This is a genomic window from Nocardia sp. NPDC003979, assembly GCF_053605015.1.
The window spans coordinates 67012-87602 of sequence record NZ_JBSGIJ010000008.1 but is presented as its reverse complement, the minus strand read 5'-3'; the positions used below and the strand labels follow the sequence as shown (position 1 = coordinate 87602).

The 20591-nt window shown below is 65.5% G+C and carries 25 protein-coding genes; 15 read left to right on the top strand and 10 right to left on the bottom strand.

All coding sequences use genetic code 11. The features are described from left to right. The first annotated feature begins 41 nt into the window (after positions 1-41). Complete coding sequence (locus ACWEVR_RS18665) at positions 42-746, top strand: helix-turn-helix domain-containing protein (protein WP_452467962.1); 705 nt, start codon at positions 42-44, stop codon at positions 744-746. On the opposite strand, the gene ACWEVR_RS18660 is transcribed toward ACWEVR_RS18665, so the two are convergent. The 4 genes from ACWEVR_RS18660 to ACWEVR_RS18645 all read right to left on the bottom strand — a co-directional run bounded on the left by ACWEVR_RS18660 (position 728) and on the right by ACWEVR_RS18645 (position 4951). Beyond that, entirely contained in the window at positions 728-1303 is a 576-nt protein-coding gene (locus ACWEVR_RS18660) for a dihydrofolate reductase family protein (protein ID WP_439263689.1), read from the bottom strand. The two genes, ACWEVR_RS18665 and ACWEVR_RS18660, sit on opposite strands and share 19 nt — an antisense overlap. 172 nt (positions 1304-1475) lie before the next feature. Beyond that, entirely contained in the window at positions 1476-2099 is a 624-nt protein-coding gene (locus ACWEVR_RS18655) for a hypothetical protein (RefSeq protein ID WP_452467961.1), read from the bottom strand. Between the two features lie 406 nt (positions 2100-2505). Next, positions 2506-3966, bottom strand: coding sequence for a hypothetical protein (locus tag ACWEVR_RS18650; RefSeq protein WP_452467960.1), 1461 nt, complete (start codon positions 3964-3966; stop codon positions 2506-2508). Continuing rightward, positions 3959-4951, bottom strand: coding sequence for a hypothetical protein (locus tag ACWEVR_RS18645; RefSeq protein ID WP_452467959.1), 993 nt, complete (start codon positions 4949-4951; stop codon positions 3959-3961). Before ACWEVR_RS18645 ends, ACWEVR_RS18650 begins: the two co-directional genes overlap by 8 nt. Before the next feature lie 517 nt (positions 4952-5468). Between ACWEVR_RS18645 and ACWEVR_RS18640 the strand changes: the two genes are divergently transcribed. Then, on the top strand, positions 5469-6167 hold the full coding sequence (locus ACWEVR_RS18640) for a class I SAM-dependent methyltransferase (protein WP_452467958.1): 699 nt from the start codon (positions 5469-5471) through the stop codon (positions 6165-6167). 96 nt (positions 6168-6263) lie between these two features. Here ACWEVR_RS18640 and ACWEVR_RS18635 read toward each other — a convergent pair whose 3' ends face one another. Together ACWEVR_RS18635 and ACWEVR_RS18630 are read right to left on the bottom strand one after the other, a co-directional pair. Next, positions 6264-7535 carry a type II toxin-antitoxin system HipA family toxin gene (locus ACWEVR_RS18635; RefSeq protein WP_452467957.1) on the bottom strand — a complete coding sequence of 424 codons (1272 nt, stop codon included), beginning with the start codon at positions 7533-7535 and terminating at the stop codon, positions 6264-6266. Positions 7536-7539: 4 nt separating this feature from the next. Next, positions 7540-7926 (bottom strand): helix-turn-helix transcriptional regulator, encoded by a 387-nt coding sequence (locus tag ACWEVR_RS18630; RefSeq protein WP_452467956.1) that lies wholly within the window; start codon positions 7924-7926, stop codon positions 7540-7542. 114 nt (positions 7927-8040) lie between these two features. On the opposite strand from ACWEVR_RS18630, the gene ACWEVR_RS18625 reads away from it, so the two are divergent. Further along, on the top strand, positions 8041-8439 hold the full coding sequence (locus tag ACWEVR_RS18625) for a hypothetical protein (protein ID WP_452467955.1): 399 nt from the start codon (positions 8041-8043) through the stop codon (positions 8437-8439). A 250-nt stretch (positions 8440-8689) separates the two neighbouring features. Here ACWEVR_RS18625 and ACWEVR_RS18620 read toward each other — a convergent pair whose 3' ends face one another. Continuing rightward, positions 8690-9250, bottom strand: a complete 561-nt coding sequence (locus tag ACWEVR_RS18620; RefSeq protein ID WP_452467954.1) for a TetR/AcrR family transcriptional regulator — start codon at positions 9248-9250, stop codon at positions 8690-8692. Positions 9251-9320: 70 nt separating this feature from the next. Here ACWEVR_RS18620 and ACWEVR_RS18615 point away from each other — a divergent pair, with 70 nt between their 5' ends. Next, a complete protein-coding gene (locus ACWEVR_RS18615) occupies positions 9321-10094 on the top strand; it encodes an ABC transporter ATP-binding protein (protein WP_452467953.1) in 774 nt (257 codons plus the stop codon). Then, the gene (locus ACWEVR_RS18610; protein WP_452468082.1) at positions 10091-11407 is read left to right on the top strand and encodes an FtsX-like permease family protein; all 1317 of its coding nucleotides are present in this window, start codon (positions 10091-10093) and stop codon (positions 11405-11407) included. The genes ACWEVR_RS18615 and ACWEVR_RS18610 overlap by 4 nt, the downstream gene beginning before the upstream one ends. A gap of 58 nt (positions 11408-11465) precedes the next feature. Here ACWEVR_RS18610 and ACWEVR_RS18605 read toward each other — a convergent pair whose 3' ends face one another. Beyond that, the gene (locus ACWEVR_RS18605; protein WP_452467951.1) at positions 11466-12371 is read right to left on the bottom strand and encodes an alpha/beta fold hydrolase; all 906 of its coding nucleotides are present in this window, start codon (positions 12369-12371) and stop codon (positions 11466-11468) included. Between the two features lie 58 nt (positions 12372-12429). On the opposite strand from ACWEVR_RS18605, the gene ACWEVR_RS18600 reads away from it, so the two are divergent. The 9 genes from ACWEVR_RS18600 to ACWEVR_RS18560 all read left to right on the top strand — a co-directional run bounded on the left by ACWEVR_RS18600 (position 12430) and on the right by ACWEVR_RS18560 (position 19332). After that, positions 12430-13059 (top strand): winged helix-turn-helix transcriptional regulator, encoded by a 630-nt coding sequence (locus ACWEVR_RS18600; RefSeq protein WP_452468081.1) that lies wholly within the window; start codon positions 12430-12432, stop codon positions 13057-13059. Positions 13060-13152: 93 nt separating this feature from the next. Continuing rightward, complete coding sequence (locus tag ACWEVR_RS18595; protein ID WP_376739953.1) at positions 13153-13491, top strand: ArsR/SmtB family transcription factor; 339 nt, start codon at positions 13153-13155, stop codon at positions 13489-13491. Beyond that, a complete protein-coding gene (arsB, locus tag ACWEVR_RS18590; RefSeq protein ID WP_452467950.1) occupies positions 13488-14585 on the top strand; it encodes an ACR3 family arsenite efflux transporter in 1098 nt (365 codons plus the stop codon). Before ACWEVR_RS18595 ends, arsB begins: the two co-directional genes overlap by 4 nt. Then, positions 14582-14989: an arsenate reductase ArsC gene (locus ACWEVR_RS18585; RefSeq protein WP_452467949.1), complete on the top strand. Its 408-nt coding sequence runs from the start codon at positions 14582-14584 to the stop codon at positions 14987-14989. The genes arsB and ACWEVR_RS18585 overlap by 4 nt, the downstream gene beginning before the upstream one ends. A 59-nt stretch (positions 14990-15048) precedes the next feature. Continuing rightward, positions 15049-15342: a hypothetical protein gene (locus ACWEVR_RS18580; RefSeq protein WP_452467948.1), complete on the top strand. Its 294-nt coding sequence runs from the start codon at positions 15049-15051 to the stop codon at positions 15340-15342. Further along, entirely contained in the window at positions 15339-15752 is a 414-nt protein-coding gene (locus ACWEVR_RS18575; RefSeq protein ID WP_452467947.1) for a PIN domain-containing protein, read from the top strand. Before ACWEVR_RS18580 ends, ACWEVR_RS18575 begins: the two co-directional genes overlap by 4 nt. A 329-nt stretch (positions 15753-16081) precedes the next feature. After that, positions 16082-17131 carry a Gfo/Idh/MocA family protein gene (locus ACWEVR_RS18570; RefSeq protein ID WP_452467946.1) on the top strand — a complete coding sequence of 350 codons (1050 nt, stop codon included), beginning with the start codon at positions 16082-16084 and terminating at the stop codon, positions 17129-17131. A gap of 92 nt (positions 17132-17223) precedes the next feature. Continuing rightward, complete coding sequence (locus ACWEVR_RS18565; protein WP_452467945.1) at positions 17224-17655, top strand: MarR family winged helix-turn-helix transcriptional regulator; 432 nt, start codon at positions 17224-17226, stop codon at positions 17653-17655. 78 nt (positions 17656-17733) lie between these two features. After that, positions 17734-19332, top strand: coding sequence for a carboxylesterase/lipase family protein (locus ACWEVR_RS18560; RefSeq protein WP_452467944.1), 1599 nt, complete (start codon positions 17734-17736; stop codon positions 19330-19332). Here ACWEVR_RS18560 and ACWEVR_RS18555 read toward each other — a convergent pair whose 3' ends face one another. After that, positions 19333-19926 (bottom strand): hypothetical protein, encoded by a 594-nt coding sequence (locus ACWEVR_RS18555; RefSeq protein WP_452467943.1) that lies wholly within the window; start codon positions 19924-19926, stop codon positions 19333-19335. It abuts the gene before it with no gap. 101 nt (positions 19927-20027) lie between these two features. Further along, positions 20028-20207 carry a hypothetical protein gene (locus ACWEVR_RS18550; protein WP_357399567.1) on the bottom strand — a complete coding sequence of 60 codons (180 nt, stop codon included), beginning with the start codon at positions 20205-20207 and terminating at the stop codon, positions 20028-20030. A 106-nt stretch (positions 20208-20313) separates the two neighbouring features. Here ACWEVR_RS18550 and ACWEVR_RS18545 point away from each other — a divergent pair, with 106 nt between their 5' ends. Continuing rightward, entirely contained in the window at positions 20314-20583 is a 270-nt protein-coding gene (locus tag ACWEVR_RS18545; RefSeq protein ID WP_225280923.1) for a hypothetical protein, read from the top strand. Positions 20584-20591 lie beyond the last annotated feature (8 nt).

Below are 20591 nucleotides of genomic sequence, written 5' to 3'. Positions count from 1 at the left end.
GACAGGGACCAGATCGTCGCACGGCCGTTTAGCATCGACGTGTGGGTTTGGTGTTCGAGGGGCGCGGGTCCGATTCGCCGTGGATTTCCACGGTGTGGACCTGCCGCAGCGAGCACGTGGCGGAGATGACCTCCGTGGCGACCGAGACGTGGGGCTTGGTGTTCTGGGACCAGGACGGTGTGCGCGGAGCCGCGGTGACGGGGCCGGAGAGCCGGGCGGGGACGGCGCCGGTACCCGAGGGCGCCAGTTTCCTCGGTGTCCAGTTCACTGTCGGCACCTCGTTGCGTACCGTCGCGACATCGTCGCTGGTAGACGGCGGAATCTTGCTGCCGGACGTCACCGACCGCGGCTTCTGGTTCGACGGAACACGCTGGGAGACACCACATCCGGACGATGCCGAGGCGCTCGTCGAACGGCTGATCGCGGCGGGGGTGGTCGGTCGCGACCCGCTGGTCGTCGAGGCACTGCGTGGTGGGCGACCCGCGGTCGGTGAGCGGACTCTCGAACGCCGGTTCCGCACCTCGACCGGCCTCACGCAGGGGGCGGTCCGCCAGATCGAACGCGTCCGCACCGCGGCGCTGCTGCTGAGTGCGGGTGAGACCGCGGCCGATGTCGTGGCCAAGCTCGACTACTACGACGAACCCCACCTCGCCCGCGCGCTGCGACGCTATGTCGGGCGCACAGCGCGGCAACTACGCGAAAGTGCGGGCGGGGCGATCGCGCTCGGTCAGCGCACCACGTCATAGACGAGTTTCGCCACACCGTTGCGGTAGGTGTCCGAATCACGCAGCCGCAGTTGCTGTTTCGGCCGGTCCGAATGACTGAAGAGGTTCTTGCCCGCGCCGAGCAGAACCGGGAAGACCAACAGGTTGTAGCGGTCGATCAGGTCGGCGTCGCCGAGACTCCGTGCCAGTTCGGCACTGCCGTGGACGAAGACGGCCCCACCGTCGGACTGCTTCAGCTTCTCCACGTCCGCGAGGGTACGCAGGATCGTGATCTCACCCCAGCCGTCGATCAGGTCGTCCTCGGACAGTGTCGAGGACACCACATACTTGGGCAGATCCTTGTACGCGGCGTGATCTTCGGAATCCCGCCAGATCGGCGCGAACGCCTCATAGCTGCGACGCCCGAACATCAGCGCCGAGGTTTCCGCGAGCTCCTCCCCCTTGAGCGAATACGCCTCAGGCACGAACTCGGTCTGCATCACCCACCCACCACTGCGATGCCCCTCGACGGTGCCACCTGGCGAATCGACCACCCCGTCGAGCGACATGAATCCCGTGTAAACCAGCTCGCGTGCCATGCGATTCCTCCTGAAGATCGTGCGTCGGACTGCACTCACCCTAAGTCGAGGCACCAACACCCGTCTTGGACGAAACCGACACGACCAACGCGCGAGCCACATCAACCGCGGTGGTCCGCCGGACAAGGCGAATCCGGCCGGAAGCACCCTCCCGGCCGGCTCACACCGCCGATCAAACCAATTCGGGCACGCGCAGGTGCGCGAAGCCGAGCCGGAACTCCGCTACATCGAGGACCTCGGCACTCAGACTGCGCGAGGCCGCGTCCCTCATCCGGTCCGTGTGTGCGCGACTGCTGTCCAACTCCTCGACACTCGACCACACCGTGGAGCCGACCGCACGCCCGGTTTCCCGGTCGACGAACAAGCTGGCGCTGCGGAATCCTTCGAGCTCCTCGAACGCCGGCAGCAGTCTGGTTTTGAAGGTGTCGATCAGCAGGTCCATCCCGGCCGGATCCATCTGCAACCAGGTGCATCGGGTGCACGCGCGCGGGCCTGCCAGATGTTCGCGGTGCATGACGGCAACATCCCATTCGTCGATCTTCTCGAGCCGCCCACTCATCGCCTGGGCCAGGCCGTCACGCAACGGCTGGGCACGCGACTGGCTCGATCGCAGCGCATCCTCCGAATCCCACGCGGTCGTGGCGATGCAACGTCCCGTCGCCCTGTTCACCATCAACGACAGGCCGACCCATCCGTCGAACTCGGGCAACTGCGGCATCACCTTGTTACGCAGATACGCGATCCCGCTGTCGATCGACGACGGCTGAGCCGCGATAGTGCTCGAACGTGCGTACACAGGCAACCTCCTGCTTCTCCGAAGAGTGGCGCCCCCGGTGGACACCACCGGACATACCCACTGTCCTCCGCGACGGCGCTCCGCACAATGCCGCACACCAGCACCCCGCCCGACCTCGGAATTTCGGCGAAATAGTCAGGCGACAAGTATTGACAGCAGGAGAAATCGGAGCAGACTGGAGACATACCGGAGCACCGGAAAATGGCTACGCTACCGACAGAGACGTCCGTCGACAGCGGTGAGTTGTTTTTCAGGATCCGGCTAAGCCCCCGGCAAGCCAGTCGAATTCCGGAGCTGTCAGCGACGACTGACAACTTTCGTTTCGATGGAGACTACCGGGGACTGTTCTGTATGGGGGCATCTCTCTGGTGAGTACCCCGAATCGATCGCTCCGCCGCCCTCCACATCAGTCGAGGAAGTAGGCGAGAGCCTTCTCATCGGAATCCAGGATCTCGTCCGCTGCCACGCCGAGCTCTACCGCCAGCTGGATCGATCCGGTCAGCGCAACCTGGACGTCGGGCGAGAAGGCTCGTTCGAGCAACCCGAGATAGTCCGACATGCCCTGGTCCAGCTTCGCCAGCATCTCCTGATACTCGGCGGCGAGCTGCTCGTCGAGGATGCGCTGCTCCTCGAGATAGCGCTCGATCAGCGCCGCCTCACGCTTCGACAGCGACGACGCCACAGCCTTGTACATCACGGTGCCGACCGTGGTGCCGATGACAGCACCGAGAACAGGAATCGGGATGGTCGCCTGGCCGACGAACGACGACAGCGCGCGCACAGCGGCCTCCAACGCCACCAGCTCGGCGTTCTCGATGAACTCCAGTTCGTCGATCTCGTTCCGGCGCAGCTTGTTCGCTTGCTCTGCGATACCGAAGGAAGCGGTGACGATCGAGCTCGCGACAGCGGCGGAGGTAGCGGTGAAATTCGTGAGCGCATAGATACTCAGTCCTCGGACACCGCCCTTGCCGAAGCCCCCGCCGGCTTCGCCTGCGATATCGACCCAGTCCTGCCCACTGAAATCATTGAGCCACTTACCTTCCCGGCGTCTGGCGACCACGGCCAGCACGAAGGCGGTCCCGCCCGCGAGCGTGGCGGCAGTCAGGCCCGCCGTCGCGCCTTCTCGCAAGTTGGGCAGGCTCTGCTGGTAGGCAACGTCGCGCGCGGACTGGTCTGTGGCGAGAAGCGATTCCTTCTCTGCCGCCATTGTCGCGGTGTAGGCATCGCGCTGTACATCGCCGTATTCGAGCGTCGAGGGTTCGAGCGAATCGAGGCCGACCGATCTGTCCTGGAAAAACGATTGAACCCGCTGCCAGTCTCTGAACGACGGGCCGTCGCCACTGCGTGACAGCTCTCGGCTCGCCTCCTCGGGCGACAACGAATGCAGCCGCTGGACCACCTCGAAAAAATCACGGGGGATCTGATACTTCCCGCCGTTGCGCACGTAGTCGGGATACTTCTGAAGGTGTTCGGCGATCGCACCCAGTGCGAAGCGACCGCCTGCCGCGACGAATTTCTGCTGAATCTCCACGGTGCCGCGCATCAGGTCTACGGGCCCGTTGTCGTTCACCCACCGATAAATGGGCTCCTGGCCCATGATCTGCTGCCGAGCGTTGCCGACGCCGACCTCCGCGACCTCGGCGATGAAGCCGTGCATGCCGTGTAGGCCACCCCGGTTGGCGGCGACCACCTCGAGGTCGATTTTCCTGATGGCCTCATCGATGCTGGTGAGCGCGTCCCGAAGGTGTACGTCCTGCCGGCTCGGCGCTCCGAGAAAGTTGTCGATGCGGAGCTGATTGAGATAGCTCACCCAGGAAGCGACCGCCTGCTCCTGGACGCTCGTCACGAGCCCGACTGTTTCACTCACTGTCGGTGTCCTGTTCGACGCGTCGGCTCAGCATGGCCGCGCACGACTTCGTGTTGTTCACCAAGGCTGCGAGTTCCATCCGTTCGGCGGACGAGAGCTCACGGAAGTCGGCCCGGAAGTGCGCCAGGGATTCTCCGTAGCCTTTCACCAGCCCTTCACGAAGCAAGATCGTCCGTTGGAGGAGGTTGTCGATCTGAGCATCCATGCCTTTGACGAGGACGGTGTTTCGCTTGATCGCGGTCAGCGCTTCCTGTTTCGCCTCTCGGTTCTCGAACTTCTTCTTCGCGAACAGGGCGATCGACGCGAGCAGGGTAGCGCCCGCGATAGTCCAGCCGATCGGACCGGCGAGCGCGAGCAGTGTGGTGCCCGCGGCCGTGCCTCCCCCACCGGCGGCCAGTGCGCCGCCACCGAGCCACGCCAGCGCTGCCCGACTGGCCGCCGCACCGGAAAGCGTCGAGATCGCGGTGCCGGTCGACGCTGTCCCGAACGTGGTGGCAACCCAGATCGCCACGGACGGCGCGAGCCTTGCCACCGCGGTTCCCGCAGCGAACCCCGCACCGGCGCCTGCCGCCGACAGCCGCGCCGCTTCCAGCTCCTTCTGCGCGAACTCCTCCGCATCGAGGAACCTCGTCCGGTGCACTTCGATCTCCTCGAAGTCGGTGCCGAACGACTTCGGGGTGTTGGCGATGCTGTTCACCAACTGCTCGACCAGCTCGATCAGATCCGTCGAACGTTCGCGCTGACGCAGTAGCGACAGACCCCTGTCGGCCATGGAGGTGAAGACGTCGTTGTATTCGGCCACAGCCATTTCGTAGGGGTCCGCCTTCTTGACGGTCAGCTTTTCGACGCGTCCCCTGGCAGCTTCCTTGACGCTGCCGACCTGCCCGACGAACTGTGTCGACGCGGTCCGCGCGACCTTGCCGAGGCCGTCGACGGTCCTGCCGATGCCCTCCCTGGTGTTGCCCACGTTGAGCTGGTCGACCATCGCGTCCTCCGAAATCAGTGTGCCTTACCCACTTTGGGAGGATATAGACATGGTGTGACAAGTTGCACAGAACCCGATAACACCCAACGTGGGGTGCGTCATTGGTGGGCGACCGACTACTGCGCATGGTCGATCTCGACCGGCCGCGCGACAATCTCGCGAGCGGGTCGATCGCGACCACCAGCGAGGTCGGGTGCCCGTGCGTCTGCGCACGACGACCTTGCCAGTTGGCAGTTTCTCGAACCGCAGATGTGGATCGGCCCGGACGACTTCGTAGTTCAAACTCACTCAATCCCCCGAACTGGCTGAGCAACTCGTCGCGACCGGCGACAGCACCATCTACTATCGGAACTCGACGCCCCGTACTGGGGAACAGAGGGCTCGGATGGAGCCGATTGGATGGGTCGACTCCCGGAGCTGATGCGAGCCGAATCGGCTTGTGCGCAGGGCGAAATCGCCAAGCCGTGCTGAGCCCGCAGACGCTCGGATTCAGCCATTGGGACGATAGGACCGAACTTTGTTTCGACCTGATCCTGAACACGAGGCCGCCGCCCCGTACACGCGGGCGTTCCTGACGGTCTACGACGCATGGGTTATCCGCCTGAGCAACAGATTTGCCTGGCAATGCGACTCCGACGTCATGCTCGAGCTCTACGAACAGAACCTCGGGCGGCGGCACCTCGAGATCGGTCCCGGCAGCGGTTGGTATCTCGCGAACACCTCTGCCGCGCCCGACCCGGGGCACATCACGCTGATGGACTTGAATCCGACTCCGCTATCGTTCACCGCCCGCCGCATCAGCAAACCTGATCGGGTGGTGGACTCGGTCTGCGGAAGTGTCCTGAATCCGGTCCCGGTCGAGGCCGGAGCGGGATACGACTCGATCGGAATCAACTTCGTATTGCACTGCGTACCAGGCGATTTCATCACGAAGGGGGTGGCGTTTCGCCACCTCGCCGACGTGCTCGCCGATGACGGCGTGCTGTTCGGTTCCACCATCCTCGGCCGGAACAATGCTCCTCGCACCTTGTTCGGCCGCGCACTCACCGCTGTCTACAGTCGGCTAGGCGCATTCAACAATCGCCACGACAACCGCGGCGAACTCGAGACCTCCCTTGAAGAGGCGTTCGGCGAGTACAGCATCACCGACGTCGGCGCCGTCACGCTGTTCACAGCTCGACTACCGCGTCGCCAGCCACCGACGACTTCGATGTGAAGCTCTTTGGGAACAGCTCTTTCGACCCCGCAAGCCGTTGTCTTGACAAGAGGATCTCGAAGAAACCGTGACCTGAGAAGCCTTACGACGGCAATCTCAGCCCATGTTCCACTTGCGCCGACTCCAGAGCGTTTCGAGTTGGCCCGAGACCTGCTCGGCGCCGGATGGCAAAGCGATCGAGCGTGCGGCGTCCCACACTCTTGCCATCACAGACCGCACAGTGTTCTGCGCCACGCGCTGCGCCAACCCCCACGAGCGGGCTTCGGCCACCAAGTCGGCTTCATCGACGGTATCGATGGTGGTGCGTCCGTTGATCACCTGGCCTGTCCCTTTGAAACGAGAATCCAGATACATGACCGGGGCTGAGTCGTATAGCGGCGCCAATGACACCTCGCCGCGACGGCCTAGCAGCAGCGAATAGTTCTTCGAGTGAGCGTCGCCATTGCCCACGATCACATTGAAGGTCATGGCCGACAGCAGATCGACGCGAAATGCTTGGGGATCGATCGCCCGGTCGGCCGCCACAGAGGCGATACGGCGCAACCGCGAACCGAGACGTTCGAATTCGGCCGTACTTTCGTATTTTGCGTCCGGGTCCAAGCCGAGGGCTTGACAGAAGTCTTCCTGGTGCAGCCGTCCTCCCTCATCAGCACGGTCATAGCGTGCGACAACGAGCGCGCTGCGTCCGCCGAATGTTTGGACTGCTGTCTGTGCAGCACGGAGACCTGCCGCACGTGCGACCGACATCGCCCAGTGCTCTGTCTGAATAAGATGTGACACTGTCGCGCCACCCAATGGCTCGGGTTTGATGATGTGCGTCGAGATCGAGCCCCCCTCGGGCCATCCCCAGGATCCGTCCGGCCGGGCGACCAGCAGCACCTTGTCCTGAATGCCCGCCAGCGACGCTTGTGGCACCGCTCCTTCGGGGAGGTGATACGTCGGGAGGTCTGCGACGATCCGGTTCACCTCGTCACTGGACAGATCTCTGACGCTACCCGCGGTCGGCCGTTCGCCTTCGGGGAGAAACTGCACCGCGCCGGCGCATTCGGCGCCAACCGCTCGCAGGAGTGCGAGCTTGTCGATGGCGGTGACTCCAAGACTCGCGGCGAGATGTCGACGCAGATTCCCTTCGGGCAACAGTCCTTCCAGAAACGCAGCTACGGGTCGGGGCCCCACACCCTTCGTATCAGCTACCGGCTTGGTATCGAACGGGAGGGCAAGCGAAAGCACCCGCGCCCCCTGACCGAAAACATCGAGCGCTTCGTCGGTGAAATCGAGCCTGTATCGATAGGTGCTGGGTTCAGTGAGGCGGGCGACGTGGTGCCCGTACAACCACACGTCCAGGGCGGGACCCTTCTTCCTGGCCATCGAATCACCCAGCCTCGACGGTGACCTGGCTGAACTTGGGTACGACCACTGCTTCGTAGCCACACTCGGATAGCGCCCGGATGGCCGTTTCCATACTGACAGCACCACCGCGTTCCAGCCGTGACACCGTCATCCTCGTAACGCCTAATCGCTCGGCCAGATCAGCCTGCTGCAGGCCCCGCCGCTCCCGAGCACGGCGTACAGCTCGGCCGAACTCTGCCGAGGTGAGGGCACGCATCTGATCCATATAACGATCATAGCGCGAAGTTCCCGAGATGATCCATTTATCGATCATTGGGCACAGTTGCGACAGAAGATCGATATATGAATCATCGCCGTCTGTAACCAGTGTTTCGCCGGCCGCCTCACGGGCTGTGCTCCATGTCAGCACTGGCGTCAGCTGAGCGTCAGGTCCGTGTCAGCGAGGCCGGACAAAGTGTGTTCATCGAACAAAGCGGTCCTACTCCGAAAGGGATGGACCACAACGGATTACGAGGAGCACACCATGAACGCCACCGTCACCCTGACCGACCAGGACAAGGCCACCCTGCGGACCGCCGCCTATGGGGCCGTCTCGTTGATCGCTGCCGCGGGGGCTCCGCACAAGGCTGTCTCGCACGGGACCATCGCCCTCACTTCCGCGACGGGACTTGTCGGTCATGTTCTGTCGGCGAAGTCCCGTGATATCCGCTTGCCGGGCAAGACTGTGGCCGAACTCGCCGACACCGTGCTGCCCAGCCTCACGGCCGCGATGGCCGCGCTCGCCGCTTACCCCGGCGAGGCAGCCAACTTCCGCGACACCGTGCTGATCGCGATCGAGCCGGCTACGCACGCCGCCAAGGGTGCTCCGCTCCCGGCGGTGACCGCGATGGCCGCCAAGATCGCGGGTGCGCTCGGGGTTTGACCACCGAGCGGTTCCGCGAACGCCGGCACCATCGGCGGTCGCGGATCGGGAACCCAACCCAATACTGAATGCAATTGCGGCGCCCCTGATCTCACGATCCGGGGCGCCGTTGTGCCGCCTATGTACCCGACAAACCCAAAGGTCCATCACGGTCGATTTCCGCACCAGGAAGTTCGCACTCGTCGGAAAAGTCTGCACCACAGCCGGTTTCGGCGGGCGGGGGCAGGCGTAGCGCACCCTCATTACGGAACTACGAGTTTCGCAATGTGTCGACCGCGACGATGCGCTCTGCGGTGGGAGCGTGATCGGGATCGGCGAGCCACTGACTGGCCACACCCACGAGCAGCGCGAAGTAGTGGGACCCGACCGCATCGATGGCATCGGCATCGGCGGTGTCGAGGTCGAGCCCGCCGAAGGCGCGGGCGAGGATGCGGCGGGCCGCACGCTGGCCGGTGGCGATCATCGCCCTGATCTCCTCGTCGTGACGGGCGGCCGACACCGACTCGAAGTTCACGTACCACAGCGCCCGGTGCTCGTCGATCGACGCGATGATTCGTTCCCACCTGGCCGCGTTGCCCGCCGGGCCGGGTGGATCCACGCCGTCTAGAGCCGCGAAAAGTACGTCACCCCATTCCCGGTTGAGGTCGTGCAACGTCTCGGTGAGCAGGCGCTCCTTGGAGCCGAAGTGGTAGTTGATCGACGCCTGATTGGCTCCCGACGCCTTGACCAGCTCGCGCACGGTCGTGTTCGCGTAGCCCAGCGAGAGCAGACAGTCACGTGCCGCCTGCCGGAGCTTGTCTCGATTGCTCATGTCCCGATAGTATATATAAACGTTCGTTTACAACGAACGTTTAGAACATTCGTTCACATGGAGGAATCCCATGCACGCCACAACTTCGGCCCCGCCAGTGCTGTCACTGCGCGGACTGCGCCGCGAATACCCCGGTGAGAGCGGGTCGGTCCACGCGCTGCGCGGTGTCGACCTCGACCTCGCGCCCGGTTCGTTCACGGCCGTCATGGGCCCCTCGGGCTCGGGCAAAACCACGCTCCTGCACTGCGCGGCCGGACTACAGCCACCCACCTCGGGGCGCATCACCTTCGGCGGCCAGGCGCTGGACGCTCTCGACCAGACCGAGCTGGCGAAACTGCGTCGCCGCCGGATCGGTTTCGTGTTCCAGTCGTTCAACCTGCTGCCCGCACTGTCGACCATCGACAATGTGGAACTGCCGCTGCGCCTGGACGGACGACGCCCCGACCGCGACCGCACCCGCGCGCTCCTGGCCCACGTCGGTCTCGGCGAGCGCGCCGATCACCGGCCCGACCAGCTCTCCGGGGGCCAACGCCAGCGCGTCGCGATCGCCCGTGCGCTGATCACCGACCCGGAGGTGGTGTTCGCCGACGAGCCGACCGGCGCACTCGACATCCGTAGCGCCCGTGACGTTCTCACCCTGCTGCGCCGCCTGGCCGACCAGGGGCAGACCATCATCATGGTCACTCACGACCCGGTTGCCGCGTCGTACTCCGACGAGGTCTTGTTCCTCGCCGACGGCGCCCTCGTCGACCGCCTCGCGCGACCGACGGCGGGCGATGTCGCGAACCGGATGGCCATGCTGGTCGAATCCGCCGAACGCGGCTCGAACGCGTGGTCGCGATGATGCGCCTGGCCGCGCGCTCGTTCGCGCACCACCGAACCTCCGCCGTCGCCACCGGGCTCGTCGCGGCCGCCGGAACCGCGCTGGTCACCGCCATGGCAGGGCTGTTGGGCACCGGACTTTCCGCCGCCGAGGGCGACCGCGATTTTCTCGTGCAGTTCCCGCTCATCCTCGGCGGCTGGGTACTGGCGATCGTCCTGTTCGCCATGATCTCCACGATCGCGGTGGCACTGCACGGCAGGACGAACGAGATCGCGGGCATCCGTCTCATCGGCGCCACGCCGTCGCAGATACGCCGGATGGTCGCCGGTGAGACCGCCATCGTGGCGAGCATCGCCGCCGTGCCGGGCTTGGTCGGTGGACAACTGCTCGGCGCGGGCCTGCTCGCGGGAATCCGCAGCGCGGACCTGGTCGACGACACCACCGGCTATTCACCCGGCGCGACGCTCCCCTCGATCGCGACCGTGCTGATGCTGGGTGCGGCCGTCGCCGCCGCCTGGCTCGGCAGCCGCACCATCGCCGCCCGCAGCCCCATCGAAGACCCCACGCCTGCACGAATGCGCGGTGGTGCGACGCGCATCCGCCGGATCGCGGCAGGTGCGGCGCTCGCGGCCGGTCTGGGATCGTCGACGGCCGTACTCGCGGTCGATGCGGACAATATCCTGACCACCGCGCTCACCGGTCCGGCGTGTGTCCTCGCGGCAGTCGGGTCCGGCCTGCTCGCACCGGAGCTGATCCGTGCGGCGCACCGCGTGATCGCCAAGGTCCCGGCTCTGCGCTCGGGCCCGGCCGGGCACCTTATCGCACTCAATCTCGCCACCGCACCGGAACGGATACGTCCCGCGGTCACCTTCCTGACCCTGTTCGTCGGGGTCGCCGCAGGCACCCTGTCCATGCAGAGCATCGAGAGCGGTTACGGCACCGGCGGCAGCGACGGGGAACTGATGGCCACCATCAACTACCTGGTGGTATTCCTCATCGCCGCGTTCATGGCAATCGCCTTGTCCAACAACCTGATTGCCTCCATCGCCCGCCGCCACCCGGAGTTCGCCACCATGCACCTCATCGGCGCGACGGCGAGCCAGTCACAGCGGATGCTCATCGGCGAGGCCGCCGCAGCCGTCATCGTCAGCGCTGTCACCGGTGCGCTCGGAGCGTTCGTCACCACCGTCCCGTTCGCGATCGTGAAGACCGGTGATCCGCTCGCCGCGTTCGCACCAGTGCCCTATGCGCTCGCCGTCGTGCTCGGTGCGGGCACAACGGTCGGGGTGACCGCGGCGGCAGGCCGTCGAGCGGTTCGAGCAGCTGCGGCGTAACAGCGACAAACCCGTCGGCCGACCGGACAGGCGTCAACCGGTCGGCTCGACGCTTTCGCTACGTCGCGGCCCATTCGCGGAAAGCGGCGACGAACTCCTCGGGTGCGTCCGACTCCACGTAAGTTCCCGCACCCTCGACGATCACGGTCTTGTGCTCGACGAATGTCGCTTCGAGACGCTCGCGCTCCTGAGCGCGGAAGGCGATGTCGGCGTCACCCCACACGATCAGCGTCGGCAGGTGGGCGATGGCGGCGAGTCCGGCCTCGACTTCGGCGAAGAATGCCCGGCTGGCCAGGACACGGCCGGGCAGCACGGCGCAGGCCTGACGGCGCTCCGGCGTATCCAATGCCTTGCTGTAGTGCGACATTTCGGCCGCTGTCGGCTTGCGCCTGCGGTGGCCGGTGGGAATGAAGGTGTTGACCAGCAGATTGAACCGGCGGATCAGGAAGCGGCTCGAGGGCCCGCCGGCGAGGCGGCCGAAAGCCTCGAAGTGGAGGACTCCGTTGACCGGCCAGGCCCAGGTATTGGCGAGCACCAACCGATCGAAGACGGCAGGCCGACGCTGCACGACAGCCAGGCCGATCGTGCCACCCCAGTCCTGCCCGACCAGGGTGACGCCGTCGAGGCCGAGCTGGTCGACGAAGGCGGTGACCACGTCGGCGTGTTCTTCCGGCAGGTAGCCGTAGCCGGGCTTCGCCGTCGACAACCCGAAGCCGGGGTAGTCCAGGGCGATGCATCGATAGTCGTCGCGCAGCGCACGGATCACGTCGCGCCAGAGGAACGACCAGGTCGGATTGCCGTGCAGGAACAGCAGTGTGGGGCCTGACCCCTCGTCGACGTAATGCACGGTGTGCCCGTCGACCTCGACGAATCGGCTCTCGAACGGGAACAGTTCGTCGTCGACCCAACCGGGCCGCACGCTCTTGGTTGTGTCGGCCACGGCGGTCTCCTCAGAACTCGGCATCAGAGTATGATTGAATATCTCACGCGCACTTTAGAATATCAAGAGTTAGTAGGTGATGATGCGCAGCTACGGTCAGTACTGCGGGCTCGCCCGAGCCGTCGAAGTCGTCGGCGACCGGTGGAATCTGCTCATAGTCCGGGAACTCCTCCTCGCCCCGGCCCGCTACCGCGACCTTCTCGAAGGCCTTCCCGGTATCGCGACGAATCTGCTGGCGGACCGGCTGCGCGACCTCGAGGCGTCGGGTGTGATCGAGCGGCGGTTGACCGGCGAGGGCAGCGTCGTCGAGTACGCCCTCACACCGTGGGGTGCCGAGCTGCGTGAACCGATCGAAGGATTGATCCGCTGGTCGACGCCACTGATGAGCCGTGGCCCGGCCGAGGGTGACGCGTTCCGTCCGGGATGGCTCGCGCTCGCGCTCCCCGCTTTGCTCAACGCGCGGGTCGAGCTTCGCCGTGCGGTGACGATCGGCCTGGAGATCGAAGCGGAGTTCTTCCAGCTGCGCGGCACCCGCTCGGGCTTCGAGGTCGGCCGGCATGACGGCCGCGAACTCGACGCAGGCGTCCGCGCCGATCCCGGATGCCTGCTCGGCCTCGCCGCCGGCGCGCTGACGCTGGACGAGGCGCGCGCCCTCCGGTTGATCGAGATCGACGGCGACGAGTCCGTGATCGACACCGTTTTCGGCGGCTGACGGGCGCATCCCGGCCAGCGGCCACCGCCACCGTTTGCGCATTGATTCGACGTACGTCAATATCGATGCATGTCGAAGTCGGAGCTGAACCTGATGGCCGATGCCGCGTGCTGCGCGGAACCGGTCGTTCGCGATCCCTTGACCCACACCGAGGCGGCCGAGCTCGCCGCGGTGTTCAAGGCGTTGTCGGATCCGGTGCGGCTTCGGCTGCTGTCGCTGGTCGCGAGTCGCGCTGGTGGTGAGGCATGCGTGTGCGATATCTCCGACGGTGTCGAGGTGAGCCAGCCGACCATCTCCCATCACCTCAAGGTGCTGCGCGAGGCGGGGCTGCTCACCAGTGAGCGGCGCGCTTCGTGGGTGTACTACCGCGTGGTGCCCGAAGCGTTCGCCCGCATTTCCAGCGCGCTGAGCACCGAGGATGTGCCCGCGTGAGCACGGCGACCACCGCCGAGCAGCCGCCCGTCGTCGGCAAGCTGTCGACCCTCGACCGGTTCCTTCCGCTGTGGATCGGTGCGGCGATGCTGGCCGGGATCTTGTTGGGGCGCATGGTGCCCGGACTCGGCGACACCCTCGGCGCGGTCGAGATCGACGGTGTTTCGCTGCCGATCGCCATCGGTCTGCTCATCATGATGTACCCGGTACTGGCCAAGGTGCGCTACGACCGGCTCGACACCGTCACCGGCGACCGCAAACTCCTCATCGGCTCCCTGGTGCTGAACTGGGTGCTCGGCCCCGCCCTCATGTTCGCCCTGGCCTGGATCTTCCTGCCCGACCTGCCCGAATACCGCACCGGCCTGATCATCGTCGGCCTGGCCCGCTGCATCGCCATGGTCATCATCTGGAACGACCTGGCCTGCGGTGATCGCGAGGCCGCCGCCGTGCTGGTCGCCCTGAACTCGGTGTTCCAGGTGTTCATGTTCGCCGTACTCGGCTGGTTCTACCTGTCGGTGCTGCCCGGCTGGCTCGGCCTGGAACAGACCACCATCGACACCTCCCCCTGGGAGATCGCGAAATCGGTCCTGATCTTCCTCGGCATCCCCCTGCTGGCCGGGTACCTGAGCAGGCGCATCGGTGAACGGGCCAAGGGACGTGACTGGTACGAGTCGACATTCCTGCCCAAGATCGGGCCGTGGGCGCTGTACGGGCTGCTGTTCACGATCGTGATCCTGTTCGCACTCCAGGGCCGTCAGATCACCTCCCACCCGTGGGACGTGGCACGTATCGCGCTGCCGCTGCTGGTGTACTTCGCCGTGATGTGGGGTGGCGGGTACGCGCTCGGGGCCGTCATGGGCCTGGGCTACGCGCGCACCACCACCCTCGCGTTCACCGCCGCGGGCAACAACTTCGAACTCGCCATCGCCGTGGCGATCGCCACCTACGGCGCCACCTCCGGCGAGGCTCTTGCCGGTGTTGTCGGGCCGTTGATCGAGGTCCCGGTTCTTGTGGCCCTGGTGTACGTCTCGCTGGCGCTGCGCAACCGATTCGCCGGTACTACGCCGACTTTCACTTCCGAGGACATCAAATGAGCGACAGACCGTCGGTGCTCTTCGTCTGCGTCCACAACGCCGGACGATCCCAGATGGCACAGGGGTTCCTCACTTACCTCGCGGGCGATGCGATCGAGGTCCGTTCCGCGGGCAGTGCTCCTGGCGACACCCTGAATCCCGCCGCCGTCGCAGCCATGGCCGAACTCGGCATCGACATCACCGCCCAGTCCCCCAAAATCCTCACCCCCGAAGCAGTGGAGACGTCCACGGTCGTCATCACGATGGGTTGCGGCGACGCCTGCCCCTACTTCCCCGGCATCGATTACCGGGACTGGAAGTTGGACGATCCGGCAGGCAAGGGCATCGAATCGGTGCGCCCGATCCGCGACGAGATCAAGAAGCGCATCGACGATTTGATCGCCGAATTGCTGCCAAAAGGCTGACGCTGCGACTTGCCCACAACACCGTCGACATCAGTGATACCTAGCGGTATCATGCGTGTATGGCTATGACTCTGCGGTTGTCCGATGAACAGGCAGATGCCCTGCGGCGGCGCGCGGAGGCTGAACACACGTCGATGCAGCAGATCGCCTTGGCAGCTATCGACCACTACATCAACCAACCGGCGGAGCCGAGTCGGCGTCGTGCCGTGCCGGTCGATGAACTGTTCGAGCTGTTCAGTGACCTACCACCGATGGACCCTGACCGGTTCCGGTCAGACCAAGAAAAATACGTCGATGGAGTAGCTCATTTCGACACCTATCTGCGGGATGCGCGATCCGGTGACGCCGAATGACCGCCAAACATCTGCGCGGCCTTGCCGACACCAACATCCTGATCTATCTGGAGCGAATCCCCAAGGAGTCACTGCCGGGTGAGCTCTTGACCAGCACCGTGACCCTGGCCGAATTATCGGCGGGCGTGCACCAAACCGACGATGCCGTAGAGCGTGCACGTCGTATCGCCCGCCTCCAGCGAACGGAGGCCGTGTTCGACCCCTTGCCATTCGATACGGAGGCAGCCCGCCAGTACGGCTTGATTGCCGCAGCGGTGATCGCCTACGGGCGCAAGCCACGGCGTCGCGAAGCTGATCTGATGATTGCGTCGATCGCCGTCGCCCGTCGTCTGCCGCTGTTCACAACCAATCCCGACGACTTCAAGGGCACCGAAGGTGTCGTCACGGTGGTACCGGTCGAACGTCCGTAGGATCTTCCCGTAAACCGCCCCACGCCTAGCGACACAGATCCACCAGTCGGCGAAGGCCGTCGATGAACTGATGGTCGGTGCAGGGATCGATGTGGATATCTTCGCCGTGGCGGGTGTAGAGGTATCTTCCGTCGTTTCGGACGTCGAACCAGCTCACGTACCTCGAAGCGGCTCTGCTGGTGTGGGTGATCTTCACCGACCCGCTGCCGGTTCGGGGTGCCGCCAAAGATCTCGCATGCGGGTGGACTCGCGGATGGGGGGCTGCGGACCAAGAGTCTTCCTGACCTCGGTCTTGTAGGCGGTCCAGGATGAAATGATAGGACAGGGCAATGCGGGTCGGGGTTGTGGGTTTGCGGATGGGGTTGCATCTGGCGACGTGGTGTCGGCGGCTGGGAATGGAGGTGGTCGCCGCGTGTGATCGGGATGCGGCGAGACGGGGCGAGGCGGCCGAGATGCTGCCTGGGACAACCTTCTTCGAGGAATGGGCCGCGCTTCTCGATCAACCCATGGATGCCGTGGTGCTGGCCAACGACTTCGACGAGCACGCACCCTTGGCCATCGCCTTCCTCGATCGGGGCATCCACGTCCTGTCGGAATCGGCTGCCTGCGTGGACGAGCGGCAGGCGGCGGAGTTGCTCGCGGCCGAGCGGCGGTCGTCGGCGACGTACTCGTTCGCCGAGAACTACGTGTTCCATCCTCATGTGAATCTCATCCGGAAAGCCTTGGCGAACGGGGAGATCGGCCGACCCACCCTGATCGAGGCCGACTATCTGCACGCCATGTCGCCCGCCGACGTGACGGGCCTGATCGGCGATCCCGCCCACTGGCGCGGACGCATCGAACCGACGGCCTACTGCACGCACACCCTCTCCCCCATCCTCTCCCTCACCGGTCAACTGCCGGTCGAGGTGTCGGCGTACCCGGTCGACACCGCCGATCCGCGAGCGGCCGTCGTCATGGTGGTCCGGCTCAGTGGGGGCGGGCTGGCGATCAGCAGGCACGGGTTCCTGCAAGGCGAACCCGACAGCCACTGGAGCTGGGTTTCGGTGCGCGGTACCGAAGGGCTGGCGGAATCGGTGCGGGCGCCCGGGGATCGCGCCTGGTCGGTGCGGGTGCGCACCGAAGGATGGGTGGGCGGCGTCACCGTCGACGAAGAACGCGCACCCACACCCAGGTGTCTGGCCGACGGCACTCCGGTCGAGCCGAAAGCCGAGGGCACGGTCCGCATCCTCGAGGGGTTCCGCGCATGCGTCGAACACGGCGCGAAGCCCTTGGTCCCGGTAGAGCAGGCGATCGCGGCATCGCTGGTCGGCGTCGTGGGCGCGCGGTCCCTGCGCGAGGGCTCCCGCCCGATCGAAATGCCGGAACTGTTCGAGTGAACTGCCGCACACCACGGCCGGCCCCGCCGCTCTCGACACCTGACGTAGGTAGCCGCGGACAGCCATTCGTCGGGGGCCGGGAGAATGGCGGGATGGCAGGTGGCGTCGAAGCTCAGTTGAGTGCGTTGCTCGGACCGCTGCGGCGGGCGGTGTTGCGGCGGACACGGGCAATGGAGGGTTTGCCCGATCTGCCGGAGGCGCGGATCGAACTACTGAGATTGCTTGTCGCACATGATGGTCTGGCGCCGGGGCGCGCCGCGGACGAGCTCAAGGTGGCGCAGTCGACGGTGAGCAATCTGGTTCGGACGATGGCCGATCTGGTGGATCGGGTTCCGTCGACCGAGGACGGGCGCGGGGCGGTGCTGGTGGCGTCGGCGCGGGCCCGGGAACTGCTGGCCAGGTACGACCGGGCCAGTGCGGCCATGCTGCGGGACTCGCTGGCGAAACTGTCACCGGCGGATCGACGGGTGTTGGAATCCGCCGTGCCCGCCTTGCAGCGGCTGCTGGCCGTGCTGGACGAATAGGTCGCGCACTCTTCCCACTGTGAGGCCGGTCACCTACAGTAGTTTTGTTTCAAAAGCATTTCACTGTGGGAGCGTGCGTTGCGGAGCCCGAACTTCATCCGCCAGTTGTTGGCGGCAGCCGTTGTCCTCGCGAGTGCCGGTGCGGCGGTGGTGGTTTCGCCCGCCGCCGCGGCACCCGACGATACGGTGGTCACCGTCTCGGGCGGGCCGATCAGCGGTCGGCACACCAACGGCATCGTCGAATACCTCGGTGTTCCGTTCGCCGCCGCGACCGCGGGCGAAAACCGTTTCGCCCCTCCGCGGCCCGCTGTTCCGTGGACAGATGTGCGTGCGGCGGTCGCGCATGGACCGCAGTGTCCGCAGGCGTCTCCGGCGCCGTTCGGACTGGCGCTGCAGGAATCCGGTGAGGACTGCCTGAGCATCGATATCTATGTGCCGGAAAACCCTGCGGGCGCGAATCTTCCGGTGATGGTCTGGCTTTACGGTGGCGCCTTCGTACTCGGCTCCAACGCTCAGTACGACTCCCCGGACCGATTGGTGCGTGAGGGCAAGGTCATCGTGGCCATCCCCAACTACCGGGTCGGCCCGTTCGGTTTCCTCGCACTGCCGGAACTGGCCGACAGCACAAGCGGCATCACGGGAACGTACGGCACGCTCGATCAGCAGGCGGCGCTGCGCTGGGTTCAGGAGAATGCGGCCGCGTTCGGTGGTGACCCCGGCAATGTCACCCTCTTCGGCGAATCGGCCGGTGGGATGAGTGTGTGCACCCAGCTCGCTTCGCCGCTGGCACAGGGCCTTTTCCACCGGGCGATCATTCAGAGTGGGTCGTGCGCGCGGAGCCCGCTGTCACCGCCGGACAGAGAACTCGCCTTCCAGCGGTCGGCCGACTACGCGGCGAGCCTCGGGTGCCACGATCCGTACACGCGACTGAACTGCCTGCGCGCGCTTCCGGTCGAAAAGCTGCTGGATTCGCCCAGTGCCGAATTGCATTCGATGGCGATCACCTGGAGCCCCGTACAGGACGGGGTCGTGTTGACCTCCACTCCCGAAGAGGCGCTCGCCGCCGGAGCCGCGCGCGATATACCGCTGGTGGTCGGCAGCAATGCCGACGAGGGCGCCGCTTTCATCGCACTGCTCGACTATCTGAAGGGCACGATCCCCGATGAATCCGATTACCTGACCTGGGCGCAGGAACTGTTCGGCGACAACGCCGGCCAGGTTCTGCGCCGATACCCGTCGGCCGACTTTCCCTCCCCGGTCAAGGCGAAGGAAAAGGTGCTCACAGACGGATTCTTCGCTTGCCCAGCACTTTTCACCACCGAGGCCGCACGTGCCGGTGGCGCCGAGGTCTGGCAATACCGATTCAACGAAGCACCACTCGGCCAGAACCCGTTGCTGCCCGGCGCCTTTCACGCGGCCGAACTTCCCTACGTGTTCACCGATCTGCTCGGCATCCCGATCCCGTTGCCACCGGCAGGCGACCAGCTCTCCCGCCGCATTCAGCAGAGCTGGGCCCGGTTCGCCCACACCGGCGATCCGGTGACAGCGGACTTCGCCGACTGGCCGACCACCTCCGGCGCCACCCTCGAAATGAGCAGCGCCGGCATCAATACCAGCGATTCTTTTGCGCAACAGCATCATTGCGACCTGTGGTCGGGGATCAGCCGGATCGGTTAGTCAGAATTTGCCGGTGTGGTGCACGATCCGGTGGCCGAGCTGGGTGGCGAGTTCGCTGACGAAGGTGTCGTGCAACGGTGGCCAGTGCCAGAATTCGACCGCCAGCGCGCCGAGGGCGAAGTCGTCTGACCAGGTCCAAGCATTGATCGGTGCGGATGTCCGACAGGTTCGGCAGGTGACGTCGCCGACGCCGGTGGTCACCCATTCCTCGATCGCGGACGAAAACGGTTGCCAGACAGTGGGGTCGGCTTCCCATCGGTTCGGGTAGTCGATGATGACGGTGCGGGTGGCGCAGTGGGGGCAGGTGGCGTACTCGGGTTCGGTTTCACCCTGGCCGCCGTGATGGGCGTGGCGGCCGACGATGACGGCGACCGGGCCGGGCAGCCAATCGGCGCCCCAGTTGTCCGCGATACCCGCCCACTGCGCCCCGGGGACGTAGCCCGCCTCGACCTTCGAGCTGTACATCGACTCGCTGGACATCTCTCGCGTCAGCAAGCCACGCGACACCATCCAGTCCACCACCCGCGCACCGAGCGCCTCCGCTGCGGCCGCACCCACCTCGACATCGACGATCCGCTCGAAATAGTCACCCACCCACGCATGGTGCCACGGCTCACCCATGATGGCGGTGCCCGAAAGCACCCGCAGATCGCTCGCCCGCTGGCGTGGACCAGGGGCGCGGGCGGGATCGCAGCTCAGCGGGAGTAATCGCGGAAGGTCATGACGCCGCCGACCATGATGGCTACGACCATGAAGAGGTACACGACGACGCGCAGCCAGGTCGGACCGTAGAACGTCACCGCCATGGTTGCTCCCAGCGCTACGAGAATCAGCACCACCCCGTAGAAGGGGGTGCGTTGTTCTCTGTCGACCATGGTTCCAGTGTCCGCCGAATGCGCGCGCGGTGCCATGAGCAACGATTCTGCCCGAAATCGGGCAGGGAACTTGGCGGAAACGATCGCGGCGGGTAAGATTGCGGCGGTGAACGACGGATCCTCGGCGGAGCTGGTGCGGCATGTGGCCATGTCCACGGGGCTTCCGGAGCGGGTCGCGGCTCGAGTGGTCGCCGATATCGTCGGATATTTCGACGAGACGGCCGAGGAGTTCGTGCGCCGCAGGCACGGGGAGTTGCAGGCCCGGCAGGTGCGCAATGCCGAGATCTGGCGGTTGCTCGCGGGCGAACTCGCGCAGCGGCCGGTGGCGGCTCCCCGGTTCACCGAACGGCAGTTGCGGCGCATCGTCTACGGGTAAAGGAGCCG